The 18574-nt window shown below is 63.8% G+C and carries 16 protein-coding genes and 1 pseudogene; 4 read left to right on the top strand and 13 right to left on the bottom strand.

Annotated features, from left to right (window positions below; translation table 11 throughout):
- Positions 1-42: 42 nt before the first annotated feature.
- The 3 genes from ACX12F_RS15915 to ACX12F_RS15905 all read left to right on the top strand — a co-directional run bounded on the left by ACX12F_RS15915 (position 43) and on the right by ACX12F_RS15905 (position 6422).
- Positions 43-2844: a hypothetical protein gene (locus tag ACX12F_RS15915; protein ID WP_459365512.1), complete on the top strand. Its 2802-nt coding sequence runs from the start codon at positions 43-45 to the stop codon at positions 2842-2844.
- Positions 2845-2957: 113 nt separating this feature from the next.
- Positions 2958-4961 (top strand): NlpC/P60 family protein, encoded by a 2004-nt coding sequence (locus tag ACX12F_RS15910; protein ID WP_459365511.1) that lies wholly within the window; start codon positions 2958-2960, stop codon positions 4959-4961.
- A gap of 93 nt (positions 4962-5054) precedes the next feature.
- Entirely contained in the window at positions 5055-6422 is a 1368-nt protein-coding gene (locus ACX12F_RS15905; RefSeq protein WP_459365510.1) for a DUF4185 domain-containing protein, read from the top strand.
- A 51-nt stretch (positions 6423-6473) separates the two neighbouring features.
- On the opposite strand, the gene ACX12F_RS15900 is transcribed toward ACX12F_RS15905, so the two are convergent.
- The 8 genes and pseudogenes from ACX12F_RS15900 to ACX12F_RS15865 form a co-directional block, all read right to left on the bottom strand.
- Positions 6474-6659: a hypothetical protein gene (locus ACX12F_RS15900; protein WP_459365509.1), complete on the bottom strand. Its 186-nt coding sequence runs from the start codon at positions 6657-6659 to the stop codon at positions 6474-6476.
- A 287-nt stretch (positions 6660-6946) separates the two neighbouring features.
- Positions 6947-7600, bottom strand: a complete 654-nt coding sequence (locus ACX12F_RS15895) for a zinc-binding dehydrogenase (RefSeq protein ID WP_459370375.1) — start codon at positions 7598-7600, stop codon at positions 6947-6949.
- Between the two features lie 117 nt (positions 7601-7717).
- A pseudogene (locus tag ACX12F_RS15890) lies at positions 7718-7906 on the bottom strand (zinc-dependent alcohol dehydrogenase); the annotation flags it as partial.
- A 213-nt stretch (positions 7907-8119) separates the two neighbouring features.
- Positions 8120-8494 (bottom strand): ANTAR domain-containing protein, encoded by a 375-nt coding sequence (locus ACX12F_RS15885; protein WP_459365508.1) that lies wholly within the window; start codon positions 8492-8494, stop codon positions 8120-8122.
- Positions 8495-8743: 249 nt separating this feature from the next.
- Positions 8744-9127: a hypothetical protein gene (locus ACX12F_RS15880; protein ID WP_459365507.1), complete on the bottom strand. Its 384-nt coding sequence runs from the start codon at positions 9125-9127 to the stop codon at positions 8744-8746.
- Between the two features lie 532 nt (positions 9128-9659).
- Positions 9660-10508: a slipin family protein gene (locus ACX12F_RS15875; RefSeq protein WP_459365506.1), complete on the bottom strand. Its 849-nt coding sequence runs from the start codon at positions 10506-10508 to the stop codon at positions 9660-9662.
- 118 nt (positions 10509-10626) lie between these two features.
- Positions 10627-11334, bottom strand: coding sequence for a DUF998 domain-containing protein (locus tag ACX12F_RS15870; RefSeq protein ID WP_459365505.1), 708 nt, complete (start codon positions 11332-11334; stop codon positions 10627-10629).
- Positions 11335-11360: 26 nt separating this feature from the next.
- Entirely contained in the window at positions 11361-12692 is a 1332-nt protein-coding gene (locus ACX12F_RS15865; protein WP_459365504.1) for a phosphoribosyltransferase family protein, read from the bottom strand.
- A 220-nt stretch (positions 12693-12912) separates the two neighbouring features.
- On the opposite strand from ACX12F_RS15865, the gene ACX12F_RS15860 reads away from it, so the two are divergent.
- Positions 12913-14040: a site-2 protease family protein gene (locus tag ACX12F_RS15860; protein WP_459365503.1), complete on the top strand. Its 1128-nt coding sequence runs from the start codon at positions 12913-12915 to the stop codon at positions 14038-14040.
- Between the two features lie 18 nt (positions 14041-14058).
- Here the strand turns inward: ACX12F_RS15860 and ACX12F_RS15855 are convergent, their stop codons facing one another.
- From ACX12F_RS15855 to pdhA, 5 genes are all read right to left on the bottom strand, one after another.
- Positions 14059-14913, bottom strand: a complete 855-nt coding sequence (locus ACX12F_RS15855) for a cyclopropane mycolic acid synthase family methyltransferase (RefSeq protein WP_459365502.1) — start codon at positions 14911-14913, stop codon at positions 14059-14061.
- 312 nt (positions 14914-15225) lie between these two features.
- A complete protein-coding gene (locus ACX12F_RS15850) occupies positions 15226-15477 on the bottom strand; it encodes an acyl carrier protein (protein ID WP_459365501.1) in 252 nt (83 codons plus the stop codon).
- 7 nt (positions 15478-15484) lie between these two features.
- A complete protein-coding gene (locus ACX12F_RS15845) occupies positions 15485-16666 on the bottom strand; it encodes a dihydrolipoamide acetyltransferase family protein (RefSeq protein ID WP_459365500.1) in 1182 nt (393 codons plus the stop codon).
- Positions 16663-17640: an alpha-ketoacid dehydrogenase subunit beta gene (locus ACX12F_RS15840; RefSeq protein WP_459365499.1), complete on the bottom strand. Its 978-nt coding sequence runs from the start codon at positions 17638-17640 to the stop codon at positions 16663-16665. Before ACX12F_RS15840 ends, ACX12F_RS15845 begins: the two co-directional genes overlap by 4 nt.
- Positions 17637-18569, bottom strand: a complete 933-nt coding sequence (gene pdhA / locus ACX12F_RS15835) for a pyruvate dehydrogenase (acetyl-transferring) E1 component subunit alpha (protein WP_459370374.1) — start codon at positions 18567-18569, stop codon at positions 17637-17639. The genes ACX12F_RS15840 and pdhA overlap by 4 nt, the downstream gene beginning before the upstream one ends.
- Positions 18570-18574 lie beyond the last annotated feature (5 nt).

Genomic DNA, 18574 nt, shown 5'->3' with positions numbered 1-18574 from the left:
TATCACCGGGTGTGGGGCCAAATGCGATACGGGGGCAATTCAATGTCTGACCGTGATGACTCACAAGACGAGGGCGTTCAGGACTCACAAAGCGAGGTCGTGCGGGACCTTTATCCTAAAGAGTTTGCTCAACTCGCTATCGGCGTACCCATCAACGCCGACATGAATAAGGTCATGTTGTTGACGCGGGCGTTCGATGGCGGGAAACTCGCCAACAGCGGTCTATTTGTGGACCCGAAGCCCTCTACATATGGCCGACTCGAGCTAAGGGCCGGCGCTACTGACAGCAAGACGCAGGACACCTCGGGATGGAACGCCTCCGCGTCGATGAAATTGAACCTTGGAATTGCCGACTTTTCCGCGAAGTTCTACGTTCAGCAGGAACACAACGCGTGCAAGCGGTCCGCGAAAGCTGTGTTAGTCGGGCATAGCTTCAAGAAGTGCGAACTCGTTTTGCAGGACACGGCCTCCCCTCAGCAGTGGTACAACTGCACAACCGAAGACTTCCGGAACAAGTTCGGAGCCGTGTCAAGAGCTGCCCTCGCCGCAGCCTGCTCTGGCGGCGTGAATGCGGCCGATCTGCAGGCGTTGGGTCGTGCGCTGGGCGACTTCTACAAGACTTATGGCACGGGCTTCGTGTGTGGCCTTCAACTGATTGCCTACGGCATGGTCGAAGGTTCTTGGGAGAGGGAAGACACCTCCACCAAAGATGATTTCACCATCGGCGGGGGAATTGCGGCGTCCCTTCCCTTCGTCGGATTCGGCGCCGCGGGTGAGTACGTCAAGACGCAGGCAGCTGACACGGTCAAAACGATGCTCACGGTGCGGGCCCTGGGCCGGCCCGAAAGCAGCCCACAGTTCCAATGGGCGGCGGCGAAGGCGGAGGCTCTCGACGGCCACAGCCTCGAAGAGTTCCTCAACGGTGAGGCATGGTCGCAAGACGCAGCAAAGAAAGTGAGTGATCCGGAGAACCCGAAGCTCGAGTACGACGCCATCGACATCACCCAGTTCGTCATACCGGAACTGCCGGGCGGTCTCGGTGCCCTGAGCAAAGCGATCAAAGCGCTCCAGGCCATCACCGTTAACCGCGTGAACGGTGCGCAACCTATACCCCAAACCGGCGAGGAAGACCCCGAGGCGTCGGCCGTCAACGCCAAAGTTGCCGCGCTGAAGAGCGTTGCGGCGTTCACCGAGGACAAGATCAATGACGTGGCGTTCGGGCGTACTCATATCGATCAGTCTGCAGAGCCCGACGCCAAGTCAGTGGCACCGCAGTACAACACGTTGCGCGCCGACGACGGGGCCACCCACGGAGGCGACAGTCGGGTCACCGAGCTGAACCTCGGCGATTACGTGCCGTGCGGTTACTACTACCGGTCCTGGGAGGACGTATTCCCCGAGCTCAGACTCGCTTTGGAGTGCACTCCGGCGCAGGTGGTGTTCGGCCAGTCTCTGGTGTGGTACTCCATGCGCGAGATGTTCGCGCAGTACCTCGAATTCTGTGCCGATTTCCGGGGCGTGAGCCGCCAACGCAACGGAACCAGCCTGGACATCGCGACCAGAGCCAGCGCATTCCGGGCGGCTCTGGATGAAGTGGGTGAATACCTCTCCGACGAGCTGATGAAAGAGACGGCGAAGTCCGACCTCAATTTCGTCCAAGAATTGGAAAGGACGCTCAAGCGCAAGCTCGGCGCCCACAACTTCGACATGTACAAGCACTATGAGTTCTGGATGGCCAATTACGACTGGCTGAAGTTAGCTCCGTTCGGCGTCGTCGCGGTCATCGACCGCGACGGGGAACTCCATTATCAGCAAAGCCCCTATCCGGGCAATCCGATGGTACGCAGCACCCAGCCAGACGGGTGCGCTCCGGTGCCGAGCTGTATGCCGGCGGACTTACTCGTCGCCAACGCCTATCGCCTGTACCCGATCATTTCGACCTCCGCCACGGGGGAACCCCATTTCGTCTGGGTCGGGGCGGCCTCTCCCCTGAAGGGCGACAATGACGACGCAAGTCTGAGGTACAGCGGACGGTTTGCGCTCAACCGCAGTGACCCCGCTGAAACCCCGGCGGCGATGAGCAGAAGTTGGGAACGAAAACGGCTGCCCACGGATCCACCATGGCAGGCAACTGGACCGTTCCATGTGGTCCCCGACGATGTCGTCTTAAATGAAGTGGCATTACCCATGCTGATTCATCAGAGTAAAGACGCGGCCGAGGAAATCTTGCGCGCAGAGAAGGACCTCGACTGGGACTGTTTGGTGGAGCGATGGACCAACCGCAAACGGGTGTTTGGGATGCATCTGTATGCCGGTGTCGGTGACGACGACGGCTTCGGTCATTCTTTCACCGGCGACGGCCAGGAAATCGACGGAGTTAAACCGGTGGAACGACTGCGAGAAATCGCCGGTCGTCTTGCCCAAGCCGCCACCGCGCACGCCCAGGTGCTGCCCCAGCTACCCACGAAGGACCAACAAGAGGACTCTCCACCCATCTGGGGGCTGCAAGAACCGGCTGGGGTGGTGGGTGCCTATTTCGCCGAGCGCGACGCGACGTTTTTCTGGGGTCCTGCGGCCGGGTCCGGATGGGACCTGCGGCAACCCGGATCGGACAAGCACCTGTTCGCGCCGTGCCCAGTCAAATTCATTCCCATCGACTATGGCGACGTGAGCGATGCCCTGAAGTCCATCGGCGAAGATTTCGAACATTTCGACCACAAGACGGCACCAGCGTGGGCGACGGCCGGTGGAGGCGCCATGTGGAGGCGGCCCAGGGCCAGGTTGATGCAACGGTTGAAGGCGCTCAGCGGGCAATCCGAAGAAGGCCCCGCTGATCCGGCCTGATGTGCCCGACGCGGTCATTGGCTCGAGCGTTCGGGCCTCGTGGCAGAAGAAGGGCGAAACACCTACTGCCCCAACAATTCACAGAATTCGGTTCAGGCGATAAGGACGACGACATGCCATCCACCGATACCGCGGTAACCACGCAGACCGCGATGCAAACCAGCGAGTTTCCGTTGCCCAACGGTTTCTACTTCGGCCCCCGGCAAGGTCCCAAGTACTCCGTCTCCGGTGAGGGCGGCGGGGAGGAGCCGTCGTGGGCCGAAGCGCTGGGCCGCTGGCAGCAGGCGCTCGGGCTGCCGGTGACCAAGAAGTGGACCGACGGCACAACGCCGAAAGCGGCGGAATTCCTTCAGCACGAGAAACATTGGCGCCCAACTTCGGTACCCGGCTGCGGCACCATCTACGGCTGCATCCACAAAGGGGAGTGGGACGCGGTGTTCACCGAGGGCTGGCGCTTGCCGCCGGGGTGGGATGCTCAGCCAGACCTGACACCAACCGACTATCCGCTGCCGAACGGTTTCTATTTCGGCCCCCAAGAGGGTCCTGAGTGCAGCGTGTCCGGTGCAGACCCCAGTGAGAAGCCCGCCTGGCGCCAGGCACTGGGCCGCTGGCAGCAGGCCCTCGGTCTGCCGGTGACCCAGCGCTGGCGCGACGGAAACACTCAGCAGGCAGCCGTCACCCTGCAGATGGACAAAGGGTGGCAGCCCGCCGCCGGTTTGGACTACGGCTGTATCGGTGAGCGCGAGTGGAATGCGGTCATGAAAGAGCACTGGCTTCTGCCCCCGGACTGGGCGGCCGAGAAAGTCAGGGTGCCCCTGGACGCGGCACTGCTGTGGGCCATGGTGTACCACACCGGTAAACGCCGACAGTCCGAGATCATCGAGCAGATCAGCCCGGTGCTGCAGTCCACCCTCGCCGGCGAGAAGTACCAGATCAATACCTTCCTGCGCGTCGCGCACTTTCTGGCCCAGATTTGCACCGAGACCGACGAATTGAGCACGACCGTCGAGTACGGCTCCGGCGCCAATCTGGAGAACCGGCCGGATCTGGGAAACATCTACGCCGGCGACGGGCCACGGTACAAAGGCCGCGGTCTGATCCAACTCACCGGCCGCGCCAACTACGCGATCTACGGTCCGCTCGTCGGTGCCAATCTGGTGGATGATCCCGACCTGGCCGCCGACCCGGTGTTGTCGATCAAGATCGCCTGCGAGTACTGGACGCGCACGAACATCAATGCGATCGCCGATCGTGACGACGTCGTCGCGGTGACCAAAGCGGTCCAAGGCGGCACCGGTGGCCTGGCCAAACGCACGGCGTTCCTGGCACGCGCGAAAACCCTGCTGCACCAGCGAGGTTGGGACACCCAGTCCGTGGCGGCACCGGTGGGCGGCACCCCGACACCCGCCGATCAGCTGCCCCTGCCCACCGAGGGCGGAGTGCTGCCGCGGCCCACGGAGGCGACCCGCGACAACAGCTCGCACTACCACAACTGCATGTGCCTGGAAGACAATCCGTACCCCTCTCCGCTGCTGGCCGGCCTGACGGCTCACGACTGGCGGGAACGATTGGCAACTTTCCACAACGGTGATCCCCTGCCCGACCCGAGGACCCCCACCGGCGACAAGGCTATCGACACCCTCGCCTTCGCAGCGGGCCAGCAGAACACCACCTACGCCTGGGGTGGGAACAAGCGGACCGACGGCCCATCTTCGGGAACGCTCGATTGGGATCCGCCGGACGGTGGAGCGCACGAACATCAGGACCAGAACCGGGTCGGCTATGACTGTGGCGGTCTGGTGCGTTTCGCGGTGGCTCAGGGAGCCGGCTTTGACACCGGTGTCCCCACCGACACGATCGACACCTGCCCCCATTTCACCCACATCTCCGGTGGCCTGGTCTCGAGTGAAGCGATCACCCATGCATGCCCCGGCGATGTGTTCGTGTGGGGCGCAGCGGTGCCCTTCGGGGGGACAGGTACTTATCACACTGGTATCTATGTCGGCAACGGATGGATGATCAACGCCCCCTGCTCCGGCAATCCAGTGCGGGTCGAACCGGTCGTCACGCAGTGCACCAATCGGCGGGCCACCGATGTGCTGAGGATTCCGGCGTGACCAAACGGCCACGCCGCCACGGCTCTGGCGCGATGCCGGTATTCCATTGGAAGACCGGGTCATTCGATCGTTGCGAAGGGAAGAAGGGGCGCGATGGCCGCCAAGACATCACGTAAGGCCGCCTCTGCTGCGGATACGACGAAGGCGGCGGGAAAGTCCACTGACGTCGCCCAGCCGAAGAAGGCCGCGGCAAAGCCCACGGCGAAGACCAACACGACCAAGAAAGCAAAGAAGGCCAGCCGGCGCTCCCTCGCCAGTCCGGCCCTGACCAAGGCGCGAGGATCCGGGCAGCCGCCGCACACCGCGCTGAGAGAGTCCGCGGCCGCCGAAACCATGGCGATTCCAGGGGCTCTGGTCGACGCGAGGCTGCCGGACGCGGCCGTATTCGCTGAGATGGCCGTGCCTCCGCCCCCGCCTCCGCCGAGGGGACAGCACTACTGTTTGGGCATCGTCGCCGGGTCCGACTCACCCGAATACCCCGGCGCCAGGCCCATCGGCAACTTCGCCACTGACCTGTGCGAAATAGCCCCCAGCGGTCAGGTCGCGTTGGCCGGCGACACCTTCACCGGTGATGCGGCTTGCCCGCCCGCCGGGGCTTGGTCCCCGTCGATGGGCCTTCATGTGAAGCCCGGCACCCTCAGCCGCAGAGTCGAGTTCGACGACAAGTTCGGTGACTGCGGAAATCTCTATGATCAGCCTTGCTGGCCCCGCCAGAGTCAATTGCCCGCCGGCACCGTCCAGGTGCGTGTCGGCGACAAGGTCCGCGACTACGCCCTGGTCACACGGACGTATACAACGGACGAAAACGGGATAGTGATACTCCATCCCGTCAACTCGCGGCTCGTGCTCATCGACCCCCGCCGGCCGCGCTGGCGAACGGTTCCCAAGTCGGAGCGGCCCGCCGATTGGCAATGGTCGAACCAAACCCAGATCAGCGGCTGTCAGGCCCCCGACGGATGGGTGTATATCGTCGCCGACAGTTTCAGCCGCGACAAGCCGGTGGTTCTGTATCACTGCCGCCCGGAGACCTTTGAGAACCGCGACACGTGGTGGGCGTGGGCGCAGGTTCCCGGCGACCCGGAACGTTGGCAGTGGGATCAGGACAAGGTGCGCCCGACACCTTTGAGCGACAACCTTTTCGGTGAGCTGAGTCTGCGTATCATCGAAGGAAAGTTCGTGTTGTCCGGCTTCAACGCAACCACCGGTCAGGTCGAGGTTCGGGTGGCTGACGACGTCACCCAAGTCCTCGCGGGACCGCGAGCCGATTACCCCGGCACACCGGTGACCGTCGTCGTCGACCAAGTCGAATTACCGCATTGCTACGGCGGCTACATCGTTCCGGGCTCCACCCTCGACGAGGCCCGAATCTTGGTCAGCCAGTGGGGCACGGACGATACGCCGGAGACGAAGAACTATCCGTACACCGTTCGCGAATACGTGGTCAACCTCAACCGCCGGTGAACGAACGCGAAATACAGGCGGAGCACCTGGCAACGGGCAGCGTCACCTGCCCTATCGCCGATTGCCCGACGCAAGATCCGTGACGAACGACCGCCGCTTGGTGCGTGCATCGAATTCCGAGGTCGGCCAGAAGACATGGCCAGGCGCCGGCTCGGGCTCCTCCGGTGAGGGCGCGTCATCACGACCGCTGGCGTCCTGGTTCTGCGTGCCGAGCGCCTGCGCGCGTGGATCGGTCATCGCTGGCTCCCTCGATGAGAGTCGAGTATCGGTTCGGCCACAGTCGCGCTGCATCATCTCAAGGACGGGGCTCCGCCATCGGTTTCACCCAGCGCCCCCACCGCCGCACGCAGCTTCGATACTGCCCAGGTCTGACACGGCGAAGGCAGGGCCATAAGTCCCATCGGTGCCGGGTCGAAGGACCTCGCTGCCGTGATGGCCGACGTCAACGAATGAAAGCAAGGTCGAACCGCGCTCGAACGTGGACACATCAGGGTCGAGGAAACGCCCCCTGGCCGCTCTGGTGACTAGAGGATCTCGGCGTCGTTCGCTGGTGGGCTGGGGAATGTGACCAGAACTTTCACGATGTCGTCTTGCACGTGGGCTGCGCGTGCCGCGGTTCGCGGGAGTTCTTCCAAGCCGATTTCATGTGAGATGAGTGGTTCGACGTTCACCTTGGCTGTTTCGAGGAGGTGGATTGCCTCTCGGAACGACGCCAGGCCAGGTTCTGCCTGTGAGCCGATGGCGCCGACCAGACGAAGATTCTTGCCCACGAGTTCCAGCACAGAGATCTCTAGGTCGCCGGGTTCGTGATCGGGTAGACCATAGACGCCTATGGTGCCGTGCTGATCGGTGCGTTGCCAGCACTCGCGGCGCACACCGACCATGCCACTGGCGTCCACACTCAACTCGGCGGCGGGGGTGGCATCGACCGCGGGAAGTGCGCCGAATGTCATGGCGAGTCTACGGCGGTGCGCGTCAGGTTCGTGGACGTATACCTCTGCACACCCGCGGAGTCGAAGCAGCTGGATGAACAGCAACCCCGCGGGGCCGGCTCCCGCGACGAAGGCTCGTCGCGGCGGTGTGGGTGCCGGCCAGAAGTTGCGTAGTGCAAAGATCACCGTGCCGAGTTGTTGAGCGAACACTGCCGTTCTGGTGGTCAATTCGTCCGGTAGAGGCACGACATTGGTCTCCCGGGCGAGCTGAAAGGGCGCAAAAACTCTGCCGTCGCTTGGGAATGGCACGTGAAGGACCCGTTGTCCGGGCGCGAACCGTCCGGAATCACAACGCAATACGACACCGACTGATTCATGGCCGTAGACATCAGTGTTCGTCCCGTAGGACATCGCTCCTCGGAAACGGTGCAGATCCGTGCCGCACAACGCGGAAACTACAGTGCGCAGCAGTATTTCGCCCGGGCCTGGGGTTGGTACCGACTGCTCGCTGATGGTGAGTTCACCCTCGGTGGTGATATAGGCGGCCGCCATCACCGCCGGCAGTGCACCGCGCTCGGGCAGGTTTGAAGCTGTGTCACCGCCGGCACGGGACATGTGAGTAGTCGCAGATGCGGTTGGGTTGTTTTGCATGCTGTTCGCGTGAGCCACTCTCTAGTTGTCACACGCGAGGACTTGTGCCGCCCAGAGTCGAAAGTCACCGCCGGCGCGGTGGGCTTTCGGCTGGACGGGGCAGTAGGGGCTGAGTTAGCACTCGTCAGCGAGAGGCATTCTTGCCCGATGACACCAACTGAGGAGGCTTGAGGGAACTGCCTCAGCCGGCCGGCAGATTGGTGAGATCGGCGACAGCGGGGTCATTCCCGACGACCGCATCGGCCAATTCGGCCAGTTTCTGGTGGTGTAGGTGCGCGTAATTGCGCCGTTTGTCGAAGCTTCGTCGATGGTGACGTTCGCGCGTTCGGCCACAACGCCTTTGGCTTGTTCCACCGCCAGCTGACTGTTGAGGGCCGCTTGCAGCTGCTCGGTGAGCAAGTCACGTTCGCGGATGGCGCGTTCCTGAAGTAGTGCGATGGTGGCGACATCGGTCAACGCCTGTGCGACGGACAGCAATGCGGGGTCCAATCCGCCAGGGCTTTTGCGAACAGGTTCATGCCACCAATCACGGTGTCGCGTAACCGCAGCGGCAATGCGTGCACGGCCGCGAATCCGGCATCCATGGTCTCGGGCACGAAAATGCGGCCACCGGCTGGCTTGCGTTGCCAGGTCGGGGCAATTGACTGGCAGTCCGTTGCATCTAGCGATGGTCCCTACACACACGCTCGCCGAACAGAGGCATACGTCACAAGTGGTCTTCGACAGTGCAACGACGTGTCAGCCGATGTTCACCCGTAGGCCTTCGTGGCGCTGCTCCAGCTCGCTGCTCACACCCGTGAAGAGATCATTCGCGTCAACCCTGACGTCGTGCAGTCTGACCGTCAGTGTTCCCGGCGCCGAGGAAATGAGGATGCTGCCGTCAGGACGCAAGCGATATTCATGCCCGATTCCCCGGGCATCGGCGTAGCCCGCCGCCGGTAGTTCGTAGCCCTGATCGTCCCTGAGTCGGTCGGCCACCGCGGTGGCGATCTCGCCTTCGAGTTCGGCGGCGTCAACGGTGTCGGGCACAGTGATCATCAGAAGAGTCGCGGCACCGAACGCGGGCCTGCCCTCCTCGGCCGGGCCAGGCTCTCGGGTGCTGCCGCCATCGAACCGTCTCATCATGGCAGTGTGCCGCAACGGGGACCGCTTGCTAAAGGGCCTTATGTCCCTCATCCTCGCTCGGTCAGGGACCGACGCCGGGGTGATCATTTCTGTTATACGAGAGAGTCATTCGATTCTGGCTTGTGCCGGTTCGACCCGTACCGCGGTGACCTTGTACTCAGGGGTGTGGGTGTGGGGATCGCGACCGGGGTGGGGGAGATGTCCAGTACGCAGCCGGCGGTCAGCTCTGCCGTCTTCGACCTGGCGGTCATGGTGCCCGCGTTGAACGCATAGAGTTCCCGTCCGATTACGAGGATGAGCGGATACGACGCGGACGGCTGCTCGGAGCTCGGGTGAAATACTATGCACCGCAAGGACGCTCGTGGCCCAATTCCGGCAAACTGGTCGACGTGCAACAGGCGGGTGCCAGGTTGGCCCTCCTGTGGGCATGGTCACTGCAGGCCGTTCGGCTTGTCCAGCAAGGTGGTAGAAAGTTCGATCACCGAGAAGCCGACCCGGGCCGTGCGGCGGTTGCCTGATCACGTCGGTCTCAGCGGTTGGCAGCTGCTGCGACCGGACGTGGGTGAGCGGACCCGTTCTGCCCGTCCGGCGCGTTCATTGCGGTCGCGGCGCCCGACTCCCGGGCCAGGAATGTGCCGAGTTCGCCGATCGCGCTCATCAAGGGCGCGGGGAACACGACGGTGGTGTTCTTTTCCACACCGAGTTCAGCCAGTGTCTGAAGATTGCGCAGCTGCAGTGCGAGCGGATGCGCCATCATGGTGTCGGATGCCTGGCCGAGAGCCGCTGCTGCTCTGGCCTCACCCTCTGCCGCAATGATTTTGGCCCGCTTCTCGCGCTCGGCCTCGGCCTCCCGCGCCATCGCTCGTTTCATACCATCGGGCAGTTGAATGTCCTTGAGTTCAACCAAAGTCACTTCCACGCCCCATTCGAGGGTGTTCGTGTCGAGGATCTGGCGGATGCTGGCGTTGATTTCGCTGGTATTCGCCAGTACGTCATCGAGAGAATGCTGGCCGACGACGTTGCGCAACGTGGTCTGTGCGATCTGATTGATGGCAACGGCAACGTCTTCGATGGCCATGACCGACTTTCGCGCATCGACGACGCGGAAGTACGCGACAGCGGCAATGTCGACACTGACGTTATCCCGCGTGATGATGCCCTGCGACTGGATGGGCATCGTCACGATTCGCAACGACACCGCCAGCAAGCGGTCGACCGCGGGAATGATCAGCCGGAGCCCTGGGTTCCGCACGCCGATGATGCGGCCGAAGCGGAAATGCACCCCTCGTTCGTACTGCTTGACGACGCGGATCGACAGCGCCAGCACCACAGCGCCGGCGGCCACGGCAGCCGCTATCAGTACGCCGGTTCCGGTCATGACTCCTCCAAAGGGACAAGCTGGACCACCGCCTTGTCGCCGTGGGCCGCTATGACCAGCATCGCTTCGTGCGGAGGCTGCCGGACAGGGCCTTTGGGCCTGAGCTGCAATCTCTTTGTCAATTGGCCCGAATTTCGGCTGGGCGCAGCAGGTTGCGACGCCGGTCGGCGGAACGGGCGATGACAATGGTCAACGCAGACAGGTATGCGGTCATCGTCAACACCTGTATGCGCTCGAACAGTCCCGTCCAGTCAGAACCGGCCAGGGCCATGCCGATCTGCACGCAGCCGAGCACCGCACCGACGGCCGCCACGAAGAGCCCGGTGGACCCGAGGTGGCGCGTCTCCGGTTGCCGGCGCAACGCGGTGCCAAAGGCCGCCATCGCGACGACCATGGCGGCGAATCCGATGACCCCGGAGGCGGTGTGCAACTGCGACAACTGGGCGAGCACGGCGGCATGATCGCCATCCCAGCACTGGATATCCGTCGAAGGGGTGCAGGCCATGGGTGACAAGGCGTCGATGATCGAGGTGGCGGCAGCTATTGTCAGGGCCGCGCTGCCGAGTCGCATCGGTGGTGACGGACGCCAGAGCAGCAGGATTCCCGCGAGTACGGTCAGCCCGACTCCTGCCACGAGGTCGCCGATTCGGAACGCCTGATAGGCGGGTTGGCCGGCGACCGACAGTTCGCTGATGTACGACCGGGTGGGGCTCAGAGGTGATCCGATCACCCATTGCAGCGGGAAGACGCAGTAGCCGATGAGTCCGGCGAGCACGACCAACAACCACGGCTGCGGTGCTGGCCGGAATTCGCTGGTGGAAACCATTGGGCCGGACTCCGTCGTCCGATCAGTTACGGGTTGGCCACGACGGCACTGAGGTGTTCGACGAACCAGTGGCATGCCAGTTCCGCGACCTGCTCGAGAGTGCCTGGTTCTTCGAAAAGATGCGTTGCGCCGGGAACGACGACCAGCCGGCATTCGGTGCGCATCGCCGCCTGGGCCTGTCGATTGAGTTCCAGGACGATGTCGTCGCGCCCACCGACGATCAACAGCGTCGGAGCTCGAACGTCGGCCAGTGCCGCGCCCGCGAGATCAGGCCGGCCACCGCGGGAAACGACCGCGTCGATCTTGACTCTTGGGTTTGCGGCAGCGCGGAGGGCCGCTCCAGCGCCGGTACTCGCTCCGAAGTAACCGATCGGCAGCGCCGCCGTATCGACCTGCCGGGCAAGCCATGCGCCGACTTCTACCAGACGCGCAGCCAGTAACCCGATATCGAAGACATTGGCGCGGTTGCCTTCTTCTGCGGGGGTCAGCAAGTCGAGCAGCAGGGTAGCCAGGCCGGCGTCATTCAGCACAGACGCGACGAAGCGATTACGTGGGCTGTGCCGTGAGCTTCCGCTCCCGTGGGCGAACACCACGATTCCTTGCGCACGGTCGGGAATCGTCAGGCGTCCCGCGAGCTGGACCGAGCCGGCGTCGACGCTGATTTCTGCATCGCGCAACATGCGACGGGGCGCGCGCGTACTCGTCGCCGCATCTCGGTAGCTCGCCCCGGCCCGCGAGTACAGCCTGAGCACCTCGTCATCCGACGTCGGCGAGAATGCTTCGTAGGCCTGCCGTACCGCGCGGAAGACCGCGGGCGCTTCGAGACAGACCACCTCGTCGGCATATCCGTCCATGGTCGCGGGCAGATCCGGCGGCCCGACGGGGACAGCCAGCACCACCTTGCGCGCGCCCTGTGCCCGCGCGACTTGGCAGGCTGCTATGGCCGTCGTTCCCGTCTCGATGCCGTCGTCGACGATCACCGCGATCCGGCCGGCCAACGGAATCCGTTCCCGCCCATGGCGAAACCGGTCGAGCTGGCGCCGTAGCTCGACGCGTTCTTTGCGTTCGATTTCGTCCACATCGTGGGAGCTGAGACGGGCGGCGCGCACGATCGGCTCGTTGACCACCCGGGGTGTGTCCTCGCCGATGGCTCCGAAGGCCAACTCGGGTCGGAAGGGCACGCTGAGCTTGCGAATTACCAGAACATCGAAGGGGGCCGTCAGCGCTTGGGCCACCTCGAAGGCGACCGGTACTCCGCCGCGTGGCAGACCGAGAACCACAATGTCCTGGCCGCGGAGGTATCCCAGTCGCTGCGCCAACTGACGTCCAGCATCTGAGCGATCAACAAACAGCGTCATGCCCGTGAGCATGATCCCGCGCAGGGCCCCCTGCTATGGCATTTGGTCCCTGAACGTGCCGACCAGAGTCCTGTTCGGGGACTCCGGACATAAGCCCTGCCAGATTCGTTACTTCGGTCCCTACCGCCCGAGGAGCCCCACATGGTGGGCTCAAATGTGCGCTGACAGCCGGACGCGCGCCACGAAGCCGTTGTCGGGCAGAATAATTGGAGTTGACGAGATGGAACCTGGAATCCCTCTGGGGCGAGTGGCGGGGATTCCGCTGAGTGTGCACTGGAGCGTGCTCGTCATCCTCTGGTTGTTCGGGTGGAGCCTGGCTGATTCGTTGCCCGCGACGGCGCCCGGCCACTCCGCCGGGACCTACTGGCTGGCCGGACTGTCCGGGGCTGTGGTGCTCGTGTTGTCAGTGTTTGCGCACGAATTGACCCATGCGTTCGTAGCGCGTCGGTATGGCGTCGAGGTGCGCGGCATCAGAATGTGGTTGTTCGGCGGTATCGCGCAGCTCGAGAGCGAAGCGAAGGACGCGAAAGCCGAATTCCGGATCGCCGTTTCGGGCCCGGTGACAAGTCTGATTCTGGCTGGGCTGTTCGCCGCGCTCGCAACCGCCCTGCGCGGCGTCGCAGGCGCACACATTGTCACCGCAGTGACCTGGTGGCTTGCCGCTGTCAACGTCGTGGTCGGACTGTTCAATCTGCTGCCCGGCGCACCGCTGGACGGCGGGCGGATACTTCGTGCCTACCTGTGGAAGCGATACGGCGATGCGGAACGCGCCGCGACGCAGGCGCTCCGGGCGGGACGCATCCTGGCCTACCTGCTCATCGGCGTCGGACTGTTCGAATTCCTGAGGGGCATCACCGTCGGCGGGATCTGGATGGTGTTCATCGGCTGGTTCCTGCTGAGTGCGGCGCGGGCAGAACAGATGACACGGTGGACCCGTCGGGCAGTCGCCGGACTATCTGTCGCTGACGTCATGACCGCACACCCACACACGGCCCCCGGTTGGATATCGGTGGACGAATTCATCCAGCGCTACCTGCTCGGCGACCGGCATTCGGCGTATCCGGTCGAGGACCGGAACGGGAACATCACCGGCCTGATCACGCTGAGGCAATTACGAAGCATTGCACCGGAATTGCGGGTCAGCACGTTGGTCAGCGAAGCGGCGATACCACGTGACCGGGTACCTGACACCAATATTCACGAATCGATCACCGACCTACTCGGGCGGCTGGATCCCGCGTGCGGTAGCCGCGCACTCGTCGTCGATGCGGGACAGGTCGTCGGCATTGTCACCGCCGAGGACATTGTCCGGCTGGTCGACGTCCGCGCCCTCGCCGCACAGGCCTGAAGTACCGGCGGCGGTCTGTTACTTGTGCAGGGTGAATTGGTTGACGTCGACCTGTCTGAGCCGGAACATGTCGGCGCAGCCGGTCAGGTATTTCATGTAGCGGTCGTAGACCTCGAGCGATTGGATGGCGATGGCTTCGTCGCGGTGTGCTTCGAGCGCTTCGGCCCACCGGTCGAGGGTTGTCGCATAGTGCGGTTGCAGCGACTGCACCCTGCCCACCCGGAATCCCGCCGCAGCGGCGTGCTGACGCACCATCGCCGATGACGGTAGTCGGCCGCCCGAGAAAATCTCGGTGGTGATGAACTCGATGAAACCGGCTAGTCCTGAGGGTAGTGGTGGCGTCGCGTAGCGCGGGTCGAGGCCGCAGATGGTGTGTAGCAGCATGATTCCGTCGGGGGGTAGGGCGTCGTAGGCCATGCGGAAGAATGCGGGGTAGCGGTCGTGGCCGAAGTGTTCGAATGCTCCGATGGACACGATCCGGTCGACTGGTTCGTCGAACTGTTCCCAGCCCTGTAGCAGTACGCGGCGTGAGCGTGTGGTGTCCATGTCGTTGAGCAGGTGTTCGACGTGCGCGGCTTGGTTCTTGGACAGTGTCAGCCCGATGACGTTGACGTCGTGGTTTTGGACCGCGCGGTGCATCGCCGCGCCCCATCCGCAGCCGATGTCGAGCAGGGTCATGCCGGGCGTCAGGCCGAGTTTTCCGAGGGCCAGGTCGATTTTGACCATTTGGGCCTGTTCGAGGGTCATGTCCTCGCGCTGGAAGTACGCGCAGCTGTAGGTCTGGCTGGGGTCGAGGAATAGCCGGAAGAAGTCGTCGGAGAGGTCGTAGTGTGCCTGGACGTCCGCGAAATGTGGGGTGAGTTTGCTTGCCATGGCGTTCTTTCTGGCGGATCACCAGGACCCACCGGTGGTGCGTGCAGGACCCTGCCGTGCCTGGGCCAACGCTTCGATTACGTTCGTCGAGGCGGCATGGTTCACCGCATCCGACAACCTGTATTCGTTGCCAGACCCCAGCCGGATGGCCGCACCAGCGAACTTTCTGCCGCCAAGATTTCGCATTCGATGAAGGCGACTGGCGGCAGCGCGACGGCGTTGATACCAGGAGCGCGGAACCCAGGCGTTTGATCGGGCCCCGAGTTACCGGACCCTATGGGGGTGGCCGGTTTCCGCTGTCGTCTACGTCAATTAATGTTGCGCTGCATGCTGATTGATGTAGCGCACCACGTCCTCCAGGGTGCGCAGGGACGAATAGTCTTTTTCGGGGATATCCACGCGGAGCCGTTTGTGGATGCCGACCAGAAAGTTCAGCCAATCCATCGAGTCGAGATCCACCTGGTCCCGAAGCGGCTGCTCGTCCCGGATATCGCGCGAGTCGACCTCGGGAGCGATGGTTGTCAGGATCGATAGAACTTCCTCGCGAATGTCGTTGTCGCTCATGGCTGTCTCACTTGTCCAGAAGGTCAGGGCGTTGCAGCAGGTCGTTGATCGTGCTGAGGAAGAGCGCGCCGCGGTGTCCGTCGCTCGCTCGGTGGTCGGCCGCGAGTGAGGCGTGCACCGTGTTGGCGATGCGTATCCCACCGTCGACCGCGCGAACTCGCTGTGCCGGCGTACCGAACCCGATCAGTGCCACCTGCGGTGGATAGATCACGCCGAAGACGGTGTCGACACCTCGTTCGCCGAGGTTGGTGACCGTGATGGTCGGATCAGACATTTCCGAACTGCGCAGCGAACCGGCGCGGGCGCGGGCGACCAGATCCGAGAGGTTGCTCATCAGGTCGTCGAGCTTCTTGTCGCCGACGTCATGAAGAGCAGGTGCGACCAAGCCGCCACTGCGTAGCGAGATCGCCACCCCGATGTGGACGCCGGGGGCAGGTTCGAACGTATCGCCCCGCCAGAAGCCGTTGAAATCCTGGTAACGCGCAGCGGCAAGGGCAACCGCCTTCAACTGCAGCACCGCGGGCAGCAGGCGTTCGGTTATGGGCCTGTCGGCGTTGCGTTCGGTCAACCAGGCGAGGGCCGCGTCCATGACGATCTCGTGGGCGAGGTAGTAGTGCGGAATTTCCCGCTTCGACCGGCTCATCGCGGCGGCAATGGATAACCGCATCTGGGCAGCACGGTCGCCGGCCGGCTTCGATTTGGGCTGCGCGACCACTGCCGCCCGCTCCACGTCGCCGATGGTCACCGAACCCTGCGGTCCTGTACCCGTCAGTGTGTCGACGTCGACACCTGTCGTCGCCGCGAGGCGACGGGCCGCGGGAGTCACCCACCGGCGCCGCTGGGGTGCGACGGCCGCCGGAGGCGGCCCGGCGGCCGTCGGAGGCGGCCCGGCGGCCGTCGTTTCACCGGTTGGTATTGGTGACGGTGGTCGCGGTGCCGTGCCGGCCGACTCGCCGGGCGCCAGCAGTGTCGCCAACGGCGTACCGACATGGACGGTGCGGCCGACGGGGACCAACAGTTCTCCGACCGTGCCCTCATGCCAGCACTCGATTTCCACAGCGGCCTTGGAGGTTTCCACGATTGCCACCACCTGGCCGCGGGTCACCTTGTCGCCGGGTTTGATCAGCCATTCGTCGAGCGTGCCTTCGTCCATGTCGGAGCCCAGCGATGGCATGCTGAACTCGATCATCGTTGTTCACCGAAGAGGTTTTTCACCGCTGCGACAACAGATTCGGGCTGCGGTAGCGTCGCGTACTCGAGATGTTTTGCGTAGGGAATGGGCACTTCGGCACTGCAGACCCGCGCAACTGGTGCGTCGAGGTCGAAGAAGGCGTTCTCCATGATGCGCGCACTGATCTCGGCCGCCAAACTGCCGCTGCGCCAAGCCTCGTCGACGATCACCGCACGATGAGTCTTGCGCACGGAATCGACGATCGTGTCCGTATCAAGCGGCCGTAAGACCCGCAGATCGATCACCTCACAACTGAAACCGTCCAATGCCAGCGTGTCGGCCGCATCGAGGGCCTTGGGCAGCGATCCACCGTAGGCGATCACGGTGACGTCAGATCCGGGGCGGCGTATCGCGGCGTGGGAGATATCGGTGGGGCCCAAACCATCGACCTCGGCCGAACTGTTGTAAAGCTGGACGTGTTCGAAGATCACCACCGGATCCGGGTCGGCCAGCGCCGTGCTCAACATGCCGTAGGCATCGGACACGGTCGCCGGTGCGAGCACCGTGATGCCCGGAATGTGGGCGTACCAGCACTCCAGGCTGTGGGAATGCTGCGCCGCGAGTTGACGTCCGGCGCCGGTGGCCATTCGGACAACCAACGGGACCGAGAACTGCCCGCCGGACATATGCCGCAGTGCCGCAGCGGTATTGACGATCTGGTCCAGGGAGAGCAAGCTGAAGTTCACCGTCATGACTTCGACGATCGGACGCAGACCGCCCAGCGCCGCGCCGATACCGACCCCGACGAAGCCCAATTCTGACAACGGGGTATCACGCACGCGTTCGGGACCGAATTCCTCGAGCAGCCCCTTGGATGCCGCGTAGGTGCCGCCGTAGCGGCCGACGTCTTCGCCCATCAACACGACACGGGGGTCATTGTGCAGGGCGTCCCGAAGGGCATCGTGCACCGCGGTGCGGTATGCGGTCTTCATCGTGCCGATTCCGGAGTCAGCACGTCGCGTTCGAGGTCCTCGACACCCTCCCAGGTGCCGGCCTCGGCGAACGCTACGGCGTCGTCGATCTCCCGCTCGGCGGTTGCCTCGACCGCGGTGACGTCGTCCTGGGTGAGTGTGCCGTCCTGCAGCGATTCAGCGGTGAACTGGGCTATCGGGTCACGGGTGCGCCAAAGTTCGACCTCGGCCTTGTCGCGATACAGCTCTGGGTCGAACATCGAATGAGCGCGGAACCGGTACGTGCGAAACTCGAGGAAGAATGGGCCGCCTTCGGTGCGGATGTGGGCTGTGGCGTCGCGGGCGGCGGCATGGCATGCGATGACGTCCATTCCGTCGACAGCCAGTGTCGGCACCCGATACGAGGCCGCCTTGGCGGTGAGATCGGTCTGCGACTGTGCCCGGGACAACGCCGTGCCCATCGCGTAAAGGTTGTTCTCGCAACAGAACAAGACCGGCAATCGCCACAATGCGGCCATGTTCAACGATTCGTGGAAGGCGCCCTCTGCTACCGCACCGTCGCCGAAATAGCAAGCGGTGACGTGTTTTTGATGTTGCATGGCATCTGCCAGCGCCAGACCCACTGCGAGCGGCAGGCCGGCCGCGACGATGGCGTTGCCGCCGTAGAAGCGCGTGGCGGCGTCGAAGAGGTGCATCGACCCACCGCGCCCGCGCGAGCAGCCTTCGCGCTTGCCGAACATCTCGGCCATGATCGCCGTCATCGGGATGCCTCGCAGTAGCGCGTGGGCATGTTCGCGATAGGTGGCCACTACCGCGTCGTCAGGCCCCAGCGCACGAAGCGACCCGGCCGCGACGGCCTCCTGTCCGACATACAGGTGCAGGAAGCCGCGAATCTTGGACTCCCCGTACAGTTCCGCGCAACGTTCCTCCATGCGGCGTACGCGGACCATGTCCG

This window comes from Mycolicibacterium sp. HS_4_1 (assembly GCF_054515875.1).
This window is presented reverse-complemented; position numbering and strand designations above follow the sequence as displayed.